This is a genomic window from Bradyrhizobium sp. SSBR45G (assembly GCF_030159255.1).
Classification (GTDB): domain Bacteria; phylum Pseudomonadota; class Alphaproteobacteria; order Rhizobiales; family Xanthobacteraceae; genus Bradyrhizobium.
Genome location: NZ_BSCT01000015.1, coordinates 40,697 through 53,600, shown reverse-complemented (window position 1 = coordinate 53,600; position 12,904 = coordinate 40,697). Strand labels below are relative to the sequence as shown.

The 12,904-nt window shown below is 64.3% G+C and carries 16 protein-coding genes; 7 read left to right on the top strand and 9 right to left on the bottom strand.

The genetic code is table 11. The features are described from left to right. Nucleotides 1-166: 166 nt before the first annotated feature. The gene (locus QQL87_RS18600) at nucleotides 167-1,270 is read left to right on the top strand and encodes an NAD(P)/FAD-dependent oxidoreductase (RefSeq protein ID WP_284420312.1); all 1,104 of its coding nucleotides are present in this window, start codon (nucleotides 167-169) and stop codon (nucleotides 1,268-1,270) included. A gap of 176 nt (nucleotides 1,271-1,446) precedes the next feature. On the opposite strand, the gene QQL87_RS18595 is transcribed toward QQL87_RS18600, so the two are convergent. Next, nucleotides 1,447-1,632 (bottom strand): YdcH family protein, encoded by a 186-nt coding sequence (locus QQL87_RS18595; protein ID WP_284420313.1) that lies wholly within the window; start codon nucleotides 1,630-1,632, stop codon nucleotides 1,447-1,449. Between the two features lie 291 nt (nucleotides 1,633-1,923). Here QQL87_RS18595 and QQL87_RS18590 point away from each other — a divergent pair, with 291 nt between their 5' ends. The 3 genes from QQL87_RS18590 to QQL87_RS18580 all read left to right on the top strand — a co-directional run bounded on the left by QQL87_RS18590 (nucleotide 1,924) and on the right by QQL87_RS18580 (nucleotide 2,802). Beyond that, nucleotides 1,924-2,130, top strand: a complete 207-nt coding sequence (locus QQL87_RS18590) for a YdcH family protein (protein WP_009028242.1) — start codon at nucleotides 1,924-1,926, stop codon at nucleotides 2,128-2,130. Nucleotides 2,131-2,268: 138 nt separating this feature from the next. Beyond that, nucleotides 2,269-2,478 carry a hypothetical protein gene (locus QQL87_RS18585; RefSeq protein ID WP_284420315.1) on the top strand — a complete coding sequence of 70 codons (210 nt, stop codon included), beginning with the start codon at nucleotides 2,269-2,271 and terminating at the stop codon, nucleotides 2,476-2,478. A 72-nt stretch (nucleotides 2,479-2,550) separates the two neighbouring features. Continuing rightward, nucleotides 2,551-2,802: a hypothetical protein gene (locus QQL87_RS18580; RefSeq protein ID WP_284420316.1), complete on the top strand. Its 252-nt coding sequence runs from the start codon at nucleotides 2,551-2,553 to the stop codon at nucleotides 2,800-2,802. A 273-nt stretch (nucleotides 2,803-3,075) separates the two neighbouring features. On the opposite strand, the gene QQL87_RS18575 is transcribed toward QQL87_RS18580, so the two are convergent. Then, on the bottom strand, nucleotides 3,076-3,585 hold the full coding sequence (locus tag QQL87_RS18575) for a GGDEF domain-containing protein (protein WP_284420317.1): 510 nt from the start codon (nucleotides 3,583-3,585) through the stop codon (nucleotides 3,076-3,078). 316 nt (nucleotides 3,586-3,901) lie between these two features. On the opposite strand from QQL87_RS18575, the gene purE reads away from it, so the two are divergent. From purE to rpsU, 3 genes are all read left to right on the top strand, one after another. Beyond that, nucleotides 3,902-4,390: a 5-(carboxyamino)imidazole ribonucleotide mutase gene (gene purE, locus QQL87_RS18570; RefSeq protein ID WP_284420318.1), complete on the top strand. Its 489-nt coding sequence runs from the start codon at nucleotides 3,902-3,904 to the stop codon at nucleotides 4,388-4,390. Beyond that, nucleotides 4,387-5,496: a 5-(carboxyamino)imidazole ribonucleotide synthase gene (locus QQL87_RS18565; RefSeq protein ID WP_284420319.1), complete on the top strand. Its 1,110-nt coding sequence runs from the start codon at nucleotides 4,387-4,389 to the stop codon at nucleotides 5,494-5,496. The genes purE and QQL87_RS18565 overlap by 4 nt, the downstream gene beginning before the upstream one ends. Nucleotides 5,497-5,671: 175 nt before the next feature. Then, on the top strand, nucleotides 5,672-5,974 hold the full coding sequence (gene rpsU, locus QQL87_RS18560) for a 30S ribosomal protein S21 (protein WP_009028248.1): 303 nt from the start codon (nucleotides 5,672-5,674) through the stop codon (nucleotides 5,972-5,974). A 258-nt stretch (nucleotides 5,975-6,232) separates the two neighbouring features. On the opposite strand, the gene QQL87_RS18555 is transcribed toward rpsU, so the two are convergent. From QQL87_RS18555 to QQL87_RS18525, 7 genes are all read right to left on the bottom strand, one after another. Continuing rightward, entirely contained in the window at nucleotides 6,233-7,126 is an 894-nt protein-coding gene (locus tag QQL87_RS18555) for a hypothetical protein (RefSeq protein WP_284420320.1), read from the bottom strand. 239 nt (nucleotides 7,127-7,365) lie between these two features. Next, on the bottom strand, nucleotides 7,366-7,650 hold the full coding sequence (locus QQL87_RS18550) for a cupin domain-containing protein (protein WP_041756144.1): 285 nt from the start codon (nucleotides 7,648-7,650) through the stop codon (nucleotides 7,366-7,368). Nucleotides 7,651-7,668: 18 nt separating this feature from the next. Further along, nucleotides 7,669-8,766, bottom strand: a complete 1,098-nt coding sequence (locus tag QQL87_RS18545) for a calcium:cation antiporter (protein WP_284420321.1) — start codon at nucleotides 8,764-8,766, stop codon at nucleotides 7,669-7,671. A gap of 115 nt (nucleotides 8,767-8,881) precedes the next feature. After that, entirely contained in the window at nucleotides 8,882-10,219 is a 1,338-nt protein-coding gene (locus tag QQL87_RS18540) for a sodium:proton antiporter (RefSeq protein ID WP_284420373.1), read from the bottom strand. A 97-nt stretch (nucleotides 10,220-10,316) separates the two neighbouring features. After that, nucleotides 10,317-11,117 (bottom strand): alpha/beta hydrolase, encoded by an 801-nt coding sequence (locus QQL87_RS18535; protein ID WP_284420322.1) that lies wholly within the window; start codon nucleotides 11,115-11,117, stop codon nucleotides 10,317-10,319. 18 nt (nucleotides 11,118-11,135) lie between these two features. Further along, nucleotides 11,136-12,533 (bottom strand): NAD(P)(+) transhydrogenase (Re/Si-specific) subunit beta, encoded by a 1,398-nt coding sequence (locus QQL87_RS18530; protein WP_284420323.1) that lies wholly within the window; start codon nucleotides 12,531-12,533, stop codon nucleotides 11,136-11,138. A gap of 45 nt (nucleotides 12,534-12,578) precedes the next feature. Further along, entirely contained in the window at nucleotides 12,579-12,896 is a 318-nt protein-coding gene (locus tag QQL87_RS18525) for a proton-translocating transhydrogenase family protein (protein ID WP_284420324.1), read from the bottom strand. Between the last annotated feature and the right edge of the window lie 8 nt (nucleotides 12,897-12,904).

Sequence of the window (12,904 nt, the reverse complement as noted above, 5' to 3'; positions counted from 1 at the left end):
GGGATCGGGTAAACGGTTTCCACAAACTTCGAAAAAGACGAAGCAAATCCTGGCAATGACCTTGTATGATGAACGATTTGCTAAGCAGTGGCATGCTTTGGAGCGGAGTTCCGCCCACCAGGGATTGCAAGCGGAATGACTTCCCGGAATCATCTCAGGAAAGCGTATGGATAAGGTTGATTGCGTCGTCATTGGCGCCGGCGTCGTCGGCCTTGCAGTGGCCCGACAGCTGGCCCGGGCGGGTCGGGAAGTCATCGTGCTCGAGGCCGCTGAGGACATCGGCACGGTTACGTCATCTCGCAACAGCGAAGTGATCCATGCCGGCATCTACTACAAGGCCGGCAGCCTGATGGCCCGCTTCTGCGTGAGCGGGAAACGCATGATGTACCGCTATTGCGACGAGCACGGCGTTCCCTACCGCAATTGCGGCAAGCTGATCGTTGCGACCAGCCCGGCCGAAACCGAGAAGCTCCAGGGCATCCGCGCCCATGCCGAGGCGAACGGCGTCGAAGGCATGCGGCTGCTGACAGGCCCGGAGGCGCGCGCCATGGAGCCGGCCCTCGCCTGCGAGGCCGCCCTCCTGTCGCCGTCGACCGGGATCCTCGACAGCCACGCCTTCATGCTGTCGTTGCGCGGCGAAATCGAGGACGCCGGCGGTGCTTTCGCATTCCATACGCCGCTGCTGCGCGCCAAGGCCGCGGGCAGCGCGATCGAGCTCGATGCCGGCGGCGAGCAGCCGATGACGCTGTCCTGCCGGCTTCTGGTCAACGCCGCCGGCCTAAACGCGCCGACGGTCGCCCGGCTGATCGACGGCATGCCGTCAGAGCTGGTGCCCACCGCCTATCTCGCCAAAGGCAATTATTTCAGCTGCAGCGCCAAGGCTCCGTTCAGCCGGCTGATCTATCCGGTGCCGGAACCTGGCGGGCTCGGCGTCCATCTGACGCTCGACATGGCCGGCCAGGCCCGCTTTGGCCCCGACGTCGAGTGGATCGATACGATCGACTACGCCGTCGATCCAGCGCGCGCCGAACGCTTCTATCCGGCGATCCGCAAATACTGGCCGACATTGCCCGATGGTGCGCTGATGCCGAGCTATTCCGGCATCCGGCCGAAGATCGTCCCTCCCGCGGTGGCATCGCAGGACTTCGTCATCCAGGGCCCGCGCGATCACGGCGTGGAAGGACTGATCAATCTGTTCGGAATTGAATCACCCGGGCTGACATCATCGCTCGCGATCGCCGCCCATGTCGGCGAACTCACCGCGAGCTGACATCCGCAACGCCGGGTCGCGAGGGGCGACGGTCAACGAAAATCGATGACCCCATCCGTCGGCGGCCATCGGTCCTCACTCAAACTCTTATCAGGATTGCGCCTGGGACGGGGTTTATCCGCCGTCCCAGTACGCGTGGTCTTGCGATGGTAATTGACGTCGGTTGTCGTCACATCTCAGTGAAGCGTTTCGGTAGTGACCTGCCTCAAGCGCTCGATCTCATCCTTCACCATCAGTTTACGCCGCTTCAGTTCAGCAATCCGCAGATCGTCGGTCGATAGATGCAGGAGAGCTTCATGCAATTCGTTTTCAAGAACTTTATGCTTACGCTCCAGTTCAACGAGATGCGCCTGAATGGCCATTCGACAGCTCCTTGGTAGGTGAACCCGAGATTCGACCAGGGTGAATGAGTGTACACAAGTCGCTTGACCTGTCGATGGGGCCAAAAGACCGCACATGCAAATTTGAGCACCGTGTGTAATGAAGCGTGAGGAGATGCGGACGATTCGAGAATCGACGCCAACCTGAAATTCACGGGACAGCGGCCGAGATCATGAGGTTCGCGGCTTGCTTATCAGCTTCGCAAGCGCAATATTTACGCCCGCCTTTCGCTAGGCTTCCCACTTCCTTCCGCATTTTTGCTATCATAGATCATGGCTGACCAAGACGAGCGCGAACTGCAGGCCGAACTCGCGCGCCTGCAGCAGGAGCACCGCGATCTCGACGCGGCGATTGACGCTTTGCATCAATCGCCCGCCCCCGATTTGTTGCGGCTGCAACGGCTGAAGAAGCGGAAGCTTCTGCTACGCGATCGGATCGCCTTCATCGAAGACCAGATCACGCCCGACATCATCGCCTGACGCAAAGCGTCAGCGCTTTTGTCGTATTTTGCACTGAATGGAGGCTGGGGCGGTACGAGACTGATATTGACATTTAGGAACAAAACAAGAACAATCAAGCCGCTTCCTATCAAGCCCTCAAAGCCCAGGACGGTTCTGATGCCCGCCTCCTCTCCCTATGACCGCCTCTACGAACAGGCCTGCGATCAGGCCATTGCGATGTGCGACGGCAATCTGCGCTCCACCATCAAGGCGCTGATCATGGCGAACGAGTATCTCGAGCTGGAGCTGCAGGAGTTGCGCGCCGCGATCTCAAGCGGCTGCATGCCAAACACCGTCTCAGACGAAGCGCAGAGCAATGCGGCGTAAGCCTGCCGAGCTCTAAATCTCTGATCGCGACGGCACCTGCTGGAACCTCGCGAGCGCAAGGAGGATCGTGCCATGCCTGACGTGACCTACTACGTCGCCATGCCCTTCAGGCGAGACGAACTGGGCACGCTGATTGCCGGAGCAGCCGAGGAATGTCAGAGCTCGACTGCCGCGCTTCGTCGCGCGGAGGCGATGTCGCGCCTGCCGGACAACATCGGTGCCATCGCCTTCAGCCGCAGCGGCGATCCGTTGATGGGCGAGTTCAGCGACGCCAAGCTGCTGCACAAATTCGGCGCGTTGCCCGACGATCTCGGCGAGGTGTAGTCGATCGATCTTGGCGGGATGTCATCGACGCGCAGGACCGGTCGATGCGGGACCGCGGTCGCTGCACACGCCATCGTCATCCCGGCGGACGTCCATAACCAAAGCACGTGATATGGCGGCAGGCCGGCGGCTCCGATCTCGCGCCACAACATCTCCCAGGGCGAAAGGGCTCGCTGCCAAATCCTCCGCGGCGCCGCTGCGCGGCTCGGGCTTGCCCGGGAACGACGGCGAAGGTTGGCGAGCGATGAGTTCGTCGACGCTCCCTGCCGTCGATCAGGGGCGGATCTCGTGTCTGCGCTGCGCCTTGCGGATGTACATCGCACGATCGGCCTCCTCGAGCGCACGCACCGGGTTGACCCGCTTGTCCAGCAGGGCCACTCCGGCCGAAGCACCTGCACGCACGGCCTGATCGGCGAAGGTGAAGCTCAGATTGTCGATCGCTTCCTCCAGCGCCGCGGCCTTGACGCGCGCATCGGTCTCGCTGAGGTGCCAGAGCAGGACACCGAACTCATCACCGCCGAGCCGTCCGATGACGTCGGAGGAGCGGACCTCCTCGCTGAGGACGCGCGCAACGGCCTTCAGGACCTCGTCGCCGGCGGCATGGCCGAACATGTCGTTGATCGGCTTCAGGCGATCGACATCGAGCACGACGAGGGCGCCGGTGGCGTCATAGCGCTTGATGAAAGCGATGGAGCGGTGGAGCTCGCGGGCGAAACCGCGGCGATTGAAGATGTCGAGCAGGAAATCGCGCTCGGCGGTGGCGGTCAGTTCCTCGATCCGCAACTGGGCCGCCGCCAGCTCAGCCTTGAGGCGCCGGATCGTCTGCCGGGCGCCGGCCGGTATGGGATCGGGCCCCGCTGGTGGCGACCGGCCGGCCCGCAAAACCCTGGGACGGTATCGAGTTCCACGCTTGCCGGCAGGTCCCGACCTCTTCATGCGCTTCTTTTTCATCCGATCCCCTACCGCACGGAGGTTTGGACTTGCCGGGTTTAACCAAGACAGGATAGTCCATTCAGACCTCCATGCCATGGCTTGCCGCTGTCAGGACCGATCCTATACTCCGGCCCATGCTGAGGGATTCCCGAGAAGAATTGAGGTCATGACCGCCCCGATCGCCATTATCATGGGAAGCCAGTCCGACTGGGATACCATGCGCCATGCCGCCGCGACACTCGGCGCGCTGGGCGTGAGCTATGACGCCCGTATCGTCTCGGCGCACCGCACCCCGGATCGGCTGTATGCGTTCGCCAAGGGCGCGAAGGCGGCTGGCTTCAAGGTCGTCATCGCCGGCGCGGGCGGCGCCGCTCATCTGCCGGGCATGACGGCCTCGCTGACGGAGCTGCCGGTGTTCGGTGTTCCCGTCGAATCCAAGGCCCTGTCGGGGGTGGATTCGCTCTATTCGATCGTCCAGATGCCCGCCGGCATTCCTGTCGGCACGCTGGCCATCGGCAAAGCCGGGGCGATCAATGCTGCACTGCTGGCGGCGAGCGTGCTCGCCCTGACCGACCCCGCGCTGGCCGAGCGCCTGTCCACCTGGCGACAGTCGCAGACGGATGCGATCGCCGAACGTCCGGAGGGCGCGGCGTGACCGGCTCCGATCGGGTCAAGCTCAAGCCCGGCGACACCATCGGCATTCTCGGCGGCGGTCAGCTCGGCCGCATGCTGGCGCTTGCCGCGGCCCGCCTCGGGCTGCGCTGCCAGGTATTCTCGCCGGACCCGGATTCACCAGCCTTCGATGTCGTCCTGAACGCCACCTGTGCGGAATATGCCGATGTCGAAGCGCTGGAGCTGTTCGCCAACGACGTCGACGTCGTCACCTATGAGTTCGAGAATGTCCCGTCCGCCGCAGCCATGGTGCTCGCGGCGCGGCGCCCGGTGCTGCCGGGCCGCGCCGCGCTGGAGACGACCCAGGACCGGCTGACCGAGAAGGATTTCGTCACGTCGCTGGGCATCCGCACCGCCAGCTACGCCGACGTCTCGTCCGTCGGCACGCTGCGAGAGGCGGTCCTGCGGATCGGCCTGCCCGCCGTGCTGAAGACCCGCCGCTTCGGCTATGACGGCAAGGGCCAGGTCAAGATCCGCCAGGGCGACGACCTCGAGCGGATCTGGGCCGAGCTTGGCACCAAATCGGCGATCCTCGAGGCATTCGTGCCGTTCGAGCGCGAGATTTCGGTGGTCGCGGCCCGCGCCGCCGATGGCCAGGTCGAATGCTTCGACGTCACCGAGAACGAGCATCGGGATCACATTCTGAAGGTGTCGCGGGCGCCGGCGGCCATTCCGGACGCGCTCGCCGACGAAGCCCGGGACATCGCCAGCCGGATCGCGACCGCCCTCGACTATGTCGGCGTGCTGGCCGTGGAGATGTTCGTCGTATCCGACGGGCCCAACCCGGGCGTGCTGGTCAACGAAATCGCCCCCCGGGTGCACAATTCCGGCCACTGGACGCTCGACGGCGCGTCGATCTCGCAATTCGAGCAGCACATCCGGGCCATTGCCGGCTGGCCGCTCGGTAAGCCGCTGCGCCACGGACACGTCACCATGACCAACCTGATCGGTGACGAGATCGACAACTACGAGCAATGGCTCACGGTCCCAGGTGCGACCGTGCACCTCTACCGCAAGGGCGCAGCCCGGCCCGGCCGCAAAATGGGCCATGTCACCCAGGTTTCGCCGCTCCCGCCCCGGCAGGGCTGACAGGGCTGAAATAAAGCGGAGCGACGGCGTTAAACTTGCCGTTAAGAGCCCGCCACCGGGTGGACAGCATTGAGGTTGTCTGATACATGGGCGCCCTCAAGGTTAAGGGCGAGGCCATTTGCCGGCCCTGACTTCAGCCGATTTCAAACCGATAGACTGAGAAAGAGGATGCCGCGTGCAGGTTCTCGTTCGCGATAACAATGTCGATCAAGCCCTCAAGGCGCTCAAGAAGAAGATGCAGCGCGAGGGCATTTTCCGCGAGATGAAGCTCCGCGGCCATTACGAGAAGCCCTCCGAGAAGAAAGCCCGCGAGAAGGCCGAAGCCGTGCGCCGTGCGCGCAAGCTGGCCCGCAAGAAGCTGCAGCGTGAAGGTCTGCTGCCGATGAAGCCGAAGCCGGTGTTCGGCGCTGGCGCAGGCGGCGACCGTGGCGCTGGCCGTGGTCCTGGCGCGGGTCCCCGCCCTGGCGCGCCGCGCTGATCTGCACGGTTCGATCTGATATCCATCTGATGATGTTAGAAAGCGCGGGCCCTTGGGCTCGCGTTTTTGTTTTTGGGGTCTCTGGGCCTTGCCCAGGGCAACCGGTCGCGATCACCGCCATCTGCTGATCGGCGCGAGATCACGGCTCACACCCCAGCCCGCTTCAAAGCTCCTGACAAACAAAAGCGGCGGACCATTGGACCCGCCGCTTTGCTGGATCACCGCGGCAACTGACGCGCCCGGCAACTATGAGAGCAGCTATTTCGGCAGCACCGAGTGGAACACCGACTTGGCGGCCGACATCATATCCTGCGCCACGCTCGACATCTGATCCTTGATCGAGGAGTCCGACTTGTCGGCACGCAGGTCGAGCGGACGCAGCTGCCGCGTGGGAATCTCAGCCGGCGGAGTCGGACGGCCATCCGGCTGCAGCGAGCCGGTGTAAGACGGGCTTGCACCAGCAGCGGGGGGAGCAGCCGCGCCCTGATCGGTTGAAGGCACGGATACCGAGATCGGCGGCGGCAGCGGGCGGACCGGGGACGCCTGCGGCGCCACGGTCGCGATGCGCGGCGTCTCGCGGGCGGCTTCGACGGACGGCTTCTCGCCAGATCCCTTCGCCTCGTTGGCGCGCAGCCGCTCGATCGCAGCCCGCGCCAGATCAGCGGCATCACGGCGCTCCTCCTGCGAGGCCGCCGGCGTCTCGGCCGGAGCACCGCGCGCGATCAGCTTCTCACGTGGCGAGACCGGATGGCGCGGCGTCTCGGCGGGAAGGCTGGCGGTCTCGGTCGGCTTCACGTCGACCACCTTTTCCGCGGCCTTGTCGGCCAGCGACTTCTCGGAGACGCCCTTCGCCTTGATGCCGGCAGCGGGGACATTGGAGACTTCGGCAGACGTCTCGGCCGGCTTCGCATCCGCCTTCGCCTCCAGCCTGGCGCTGTCGGTTCCCTTGTCGGACGATTTGGCCGTGTCAGCCTTCGCGTCAGCCTTGGAGCCGGTCAGCTTGGCATAGGCAGCCGACGCCACGGCGGCCACGGTCGAAGGCGGCGCGTCGGGCTTGGTATTGATGTAGTGGTTGACGATGTAGGCCCCGATGATGGTGGCGACCACCGAGGGGATGATCTCCAGGGCAAACTTGGTGATGTATTTCAGCATGCTTGACCACTCCCGCGCGGTATTTGCGGGAACTTTGAGGCACAATTAAGGGACCATTCCCCACCTTCCGCAGCTCATACCCGTGCCGATGGCTGGGCGATGAACGGCAGAAAATCGTTTTCCTGAAAGCCTTTGCGACCGTAGCCGTGCTGCAATCCGAGACCGCTCGGAGGCTGCCGCAGCTATCCGGATCGCTGGCTCAAGATACCACAATCAGCGGCATCCCGGTAAACAAATGGTTACGGCTTCAGTTCAACTTCCAGGAAAACGATCTCGGAACCGGTCTCGTTCAGCACATCGTGTTCGACCCCGGCTTTGCGGAAGTAGGATTTGCCGACGGCGAGCTGTGCCTTGGAGCGCTCCCCGGACGGCGCCACGATCGTCATCTCGCCCGCGGTCACCGGCACGATCACGTAATCCATCCCGTGGACATGGCGCCCCGTCGCACTGCCGGGGGCCAGCCGCCACTCCGTGACGCGGACCTCGGGCGTATCGACCTGGACGTCGGACTGGGCGCTGAGCATGGGGAATCTCTTTGGAAATCAGGGCACGAAGAGCAGAAAGAGGAATACCGCGAACACCACCATGTGCACCAGCCCGAACAGGATGTTCGTCCGTCCCGTGCCGAACGTCAGCATGCTGAGAACGAAGGTCAGGACCAGCAGTACCATCCCTTGGGCGTCGAGCCCGAGCACCAGCTGCTTGTCGAGCGCGTAGGCGGCGACCGCCACCGCAGGGATCGTCAGGCCGATGGTCGCGAGCGAGGACCCCAGCGCCAGGTTGATGCTCTTCTGCAGGTCGTTGGCGCGGGCGGCCGAGATCGCGGCGACGCTCTCCGGCAGCAGGATCAGAAGCGCCACGAGCACGCCGGCGACAGCCGGCGGCGCACCGGTCGCGGCGACGCCGGCATCGACCACCAGCGAGAACTTCTTGGCGAGCAGCACGACGGCAAGCAGCGCGACCAGCAGCAGCCCGACGCTGACCAATAGCTTCGTCCGCGGCAGCCGGACATCGTCGTCGCTGAAGCCGGCCGAGCTGCCGACGAAGTAATCCCGGTGACGGGTCGTCTGCGTATACAGGAAGACAGCATAGAGCAGGATCGTGGCCACGCTGACGAAGGCGAGCTGCACGGCCGAATAGACCGGACCGGGCGAGGTCAGCGTATAGTTCGGCAGCACCAGGGTGATGGTCGCCATCGTGAACAGCACGCTGAGATAGAGGTTGGCGCCGGACACCAGGACATCCTGCTCGCGATAGCGGAGGCCGCCGATGAAGACGCAGAGGCCGACAAGGCCGTTGCAGACGATCATCACGACGGCAAAGACCGTGTCACGCGCCAGCGCCGGGGCCGACTTGTCGCCGAGCATGATGGTGGCGATCAGCGCCACCTCGATGACAGTCACCGCCAGGGTCAGGAGCAGCGTGCCGAAGGGCTCGCCGATCTCGTGCGCGATCACCTCGGCATGATGCACGGCGGCGAACACGGTGCCGAACAGGATCACCAGCAGCACCGCGGCGAACCCAATGCCGGCAGCCGAGGGCGTAAAATCGTAATGCGCCAGCGTCACGATCGCGACCAATGCGACCGCCAGGACGGGAAAGATCACCGATGATGCGGGCGTTGCGCCCTTTACGCTCATGATTCGTGTCCTTCGATCCGTTCTGCCCGACTATGCGCGACGGCAAGGCGGCCGTCACCCGGCCTGCGGGCGAATGGCCCAAAGCGAGGTCTTGTCCGGGTTGCCGGCGATCAGATCAATGCGCGCTGAGCAGCGGATGAATCGGCAGCACGGTCAACAGCAGGAACAACGGGATCAGGACGGCCGCCGCCCGCAGCATGTAGCCGAAGAAGCTCGGCATCTTGATGCCGCGCTCATTGGCGATCGCCGCGACCATGAAGTTCGGCGCGTTCCCGATATAGGTCAGCGCGCCCATATAGACCGCGCCCATCGATATTGCGGCCAGCGTTCCCGAGAGCTCGCCCATCAGCACCTTGGGGTCTCCGCCGGCGAGCTCGAAGAACAAGAGATAGGTCGGCGCGTTGTCGAGGAACGCGGACATCAGCCCGGTGAACCAGAAATAGGCGACCTCTCGCGGCGCGCCGGATGGCGTCGTCACCGCATTCAGCAGCCAGCCGAAGGTCCCCTCGTGGCCGGCATTCAGCATGGCGATCACCGGAACGATGGCGGTGAAGATCGCCGCGAACAGCTTGGCGACCTCGCGGATCGGCTCCCAGTTGAACCCGTTGGCCTCGCGGTGTTCGTCCGGCGTGAGCCGGAGCGACAGGCCGGCGATCACCACGAGGATGGCGTCGCGAACGAGGTTCTGCAGTTCGAGATGCGTGCCGTAGACGTCGAAGGTGATGCCCGGCTTCCAGGTCGCCGAGACCAGCGTGTTGACCACGATGGCCGCGATCAGGACGATGTTGACGAGACCGCGAACGCGCACCGGCTCCCTCGTCCCGGACGCCTGCGACGCCGGCTTCTCCGCCCGGAAGCGCCAGACGTCGATGGCCGCAAAGATCACGAGCAGCAGGCCGGCGACGATCGCGGTCTGCAGCCAGATGTGCTGCGTGGTCCAGAAGAAGTCGACGCCGCGCAGAAAGCCGACGAACAGCGGGGGATCGCCGAGCGGGCTCAGCGCACCGCCGACATTGGCAGCCAGGATGATGAAGAACACCAGCACATGCACATTGTGCGGCCGCCCGAGGTTGGCGCGGATCAGAGGACGGACCAGGATCATCGCGGCGCCCGTGGTGCCGACAACGCTCGCGATGATCGTGCCGAGCGCAAGGATGGCCGTATTGGTGGTCGGCGTGCCTCTGATATCGCCGGTGACCAGGATGCCTCCGGCGACCGTGTAAAGCGCGAACAGGAGCACGATGAAGCTGAGATACTCGGCGAGCAACGCGTGGACGAAGGCGGCAAGCGCCGTCGCAAGCCCGGCGTTCCAGGACAGCGCCGCCAGCGTCACCAAGGCCCATGCCGCGGCGATCTTGCCGTAATGGTGATGCCAGAAGCCGGCAAACAGCAGCGGTCCGAGCGCGATCGACAGCAGCAATCCCGCGAACGGCAGCGCGAACGGCCAGGCCATCGCGGCGCCGTTCAGCCCGGCGGCATGCGCTGGCATCGGCAGACCTGCAAAGAACAGGACAGCGGCCAGGCCACCCGGCCATCTCGCCGCGCGAACGCTAGGGGCCGCTGATAAAACTCTTCGCTGTGTCGGTCGCACCGAAAAGATCCAGATCATTATGTCCGCCGTCGGCAAACCGTACGAAGCGCTTGGGCTCATGCGCAAGTGCGAACAATCTTTCCCCGAAGCGGATCGGAATCCCCGGATCTCTGGCGCCATGCATGATCAGGAGCGGCACATGCACATTGGCGATGCGCTGGTCGGAATGGAAGCTGTCACGCATCAAGAGACTCACGGGAACCACCTTGAGCATGTCGGATGCGACGTCGACCGTCGACGTGTAGGGCGCTTCGAGGATCAGCCTGGCGATCGGATGCTCCGCAGCGATCGCGGTGGCCACGCCGCTACCGAGCGAAAACCCCCACACCACGATACGCGTCGCCTCGTAGCGCTCACGGGTGAAGGCAAAGGCGGCTGCGGCGTCCTGAAGCAGCCCCTGCTCGCTAGGACTGCCGCTCGATCCCGCATAGCCACGATACGACAGCGCAACGAGACCCGTGCCGTCGGCGGTCAGCGCCTTGAAGCGTGACACCACCCCGGCGAGGAAATCGCCATTGCCGGGGAAATAGAGAACGACCTTGCTGCCGGGCTTCGCCGGCACGTGCCAGACGATGACCTTTTCGCCGTCGGCCGAGGTCAACACATGCTCTTCGGCCTGAGGAAATCCGGCTGCAGCCGGCGCCGTGCGGCCGACCGGCGGGATCGGAAACAGCATCGCACGCTGACGGACGAACAGGACCGCAAGCACCGTGCCGTAGATCGCCACGACGACGATCAGGAGCCATTTCAGAATCGTCATGGCTCTCGACGATCTCGGCTACATCGCCTTGACGATGTTCTCGGTCATCTTCTTGGCGTCGCCGAGCAGCATCATCGTGTTGTCGCGATAGAACAGCGGATTGTCGATGCCGGCATAGCCCGACGCGAGCGAACGCTTGATGAACATCACGGTGCCCGCCTTCCAGACCTGCAGCACCGGCATGCCGTAGATCGGCGAGGTCTTGTCCTCCTCGGCCGCGGGATTGGTGACGTCGTTGGCGCCGATCACGAAGGCGACGTCGGTCTGGGCGAATTCGGAGTTGATGTCCTCGAGCTCGAACACCTCGTCATAGGGGACGTTGGCCTCGGCCAGCAGCACGTTCATGTGGCCGGGCATGCGGCCAGCGACCGGGTGGATCGCGTACTTCACCTCGACGCCTTCCTTCTTCAGCGTGTCGGCCAGCTCACGCACCGCGTGCTGCGCCTGCGCAACCGCCATGCCGTAACCGGGGACGATGATGACCTTCGAAGCGTTCTTCATGATGAAGGCCGCATCATCGGCCGAGCCGAGCTTGGCCGGCTTCTGCTCACCCGTGGCGCCACCGGCCGCTGCGGTCTCGCCGCCGAAGCCGCCGAGGATGACCGAGATGAAGGACCGGTTCATCGCGTGGCACATGATGTAGGACAGGATGGCGCCGGACGAGCCGACCAGCGCACCGGTGATGATCAGCGCCGAGTTGCCGAGCGTGAAGCCGATGCCTGCGGCCGCCCAGCCGGAATAGGAGTTCAGCATCGAGATCACGACCGGCATGTCGGCGCCGCCGATCGGGATGATGATGAGCACGCCGAGCGTGAGCGCGATGATGGTAATCAGCCAGAAGTCCAGCGCACTGCCGGACATCACGAGTCCGACGATGAAGACCACCAGCGCGATCGCCAGCACGATGTTGATGATGTGGCGCGCAGGGAGAATGATCGGCGCACCGCTCATGCGGCCCGACAGCTTCAGGAACGCGATCACCGAGCCGGTGAAGGTCAGGGCGCCGATCGCGACGCCGAGCGACATTTCGATCAGGCTCTGCGAATGGATGTTGCCGGGGGTGCCGATGTCGAACGCTTCGGGCGCATAGAACGCGCCGGCCGCCACCAGGACCGCCGCCATGCCCACCAGTGAGTGGAAAGCGGCGACCAGTTCCGGCATCGAGGTCATCGGCACGCGACGAGCAATGACCGCGCCAATGCCGCCACCGATGGCGATGCCGAGGATCACCAGGACCCACGCCACGGCGTCGGCCGGGGGATGGCTGGCCAGGGTGGTGGCAACGGCAATCGCCATGCCGGCCATGCCGAAGAAGTTGCCCTGCCGGCTGGTCGCCGGGCTGGACAGTCCACGAAGAGACAGGATGAACAGCACACCTGCCACGAGATAAAGGAGTGCCGACAGATTGGCGTTCATTGCAGATGCCCCGTTGTGCCTGTCTTCCCGCGTCGTGCGGCGTTGTTACTTGGACTTCTTCTTGTACATCGCCAGCATGCGCTGGGTGACGAGGAAGCCTCCGAAGATGTTCACGCAGGCGAAGATCAGCGCGATGAAGCCGAACGCGCGCGCCAGACCGCTGCCGCTCGACAACATGGGAACGCCGACCGCAAGCAGCGCGCCGACCACGATCACCGAGGAGATTGCGTTGGTCACCGACATCAGCGGCGTGTGCAGGGCCGGCGTCACCGACCACACCACGAAATAGCCGACGAACACCGCCAGCACGAAGATCGACAGCCGGAAGACGAACGGATCGACGGCTTGGACGACATGTTCCATGGCTTTGC

Excerpts from the sequence above, each read along its gene's own strand:
- QQL87_RS18550 (WP_041756144.1), bottom strand. The coding sequence starts at position 7,650 with ATGCTCAGCGCCCAGTCCGACGTCCAGGTCGATACGCCCGAGGTCCGC.
- QQL87_RS18540 (WP_284420373.1), bottom strand. The coding sequence starts at position 10,219 with ATGGCCTGGCCGTTCGCGCTGCCGTTCGCGGGATTGCTGCTGTCGATC.
- QQL87_RS18600 (WP_284420312.1), top strand. The coding sequence starts at position 167 with ATGGATAAGGTTGATTGCGTCGTCATTGGCGCCGGCGTCGTCGGCCTT.
- QQL87_RS18590 (WP_009028242.1), top strand. The coding sequence starts at position 1,924 with ATGGCTGACCAAGACGAGCGCGAACTGCAGGCCGAACTCGCGCGCCTG.
- QQL87_RS18555 (WP_284420320.1), bottom strand. The coding sequence starts at position 7,126 with ATGCTGAAATACATCACCAAGTTTGCCCTGGAGATCATCCCCTCGGTG.
- QQL87_RS18545 (WP_284420321.1), bottom strand. The coding sequence starts at position 8,766 with ATGAGCGTAAAGGGCGCAACGCCCGCATCATCGGTGATCTTTCCCGTC.
- QQL87_RS18535 (WP_284420322.1), bottom strand. The coding sequence starts at position 11,117 with ATGACGATTCTGAAATGGCTCCTGATCGTCGTCGTGGCGATCTACGGC.
- QQL87_RS18580 (WP_284420316.1), top strand. The coding sequence starts at position 2,551 with ATGCCTGACGTGACCTACTACGTCGCCATGCCCTTCAGGCGAGACGAA.
- QQL87_RS18525 (WP_284420324.1), bottom strand. The coding sequence starts at position 12,896 with ATGGAACATGTCGTCCAAGCCGTCGATCCGTTCGTCTTCCGGCTGTCG.
- purE (WP_284420318.1), top strand. The coding sequence starts at position 3,902 with ATGACCGCCCCGATCGCCATTATCATGGGAAGCCAGTCCGACTGGGAT.
- QQL87_RS18530 (WP_284420323.1), bottom strand. The coding sequence starts at position 12,533 with ATGAACGCCAATCTGTCGGCACTCCTTTATCTCGTGGCAGGTGTGCTG.
- QQL87_RS18585 (WP_284420315.1), top strand. The coding sequence starts at position 2,269 with ATGCCCGCCTCCTCTCCCTATGACCGCCTCTACGAACAGGCCTGCGAT.
- QQL87_RS18595 (WP_284420313.1), bottom strand. The coding sequence starts at position 1,632 with ATGGCCATTCAGGCGCATCTCGTTGAACTGGAGCGTAAGCATAAAGTT.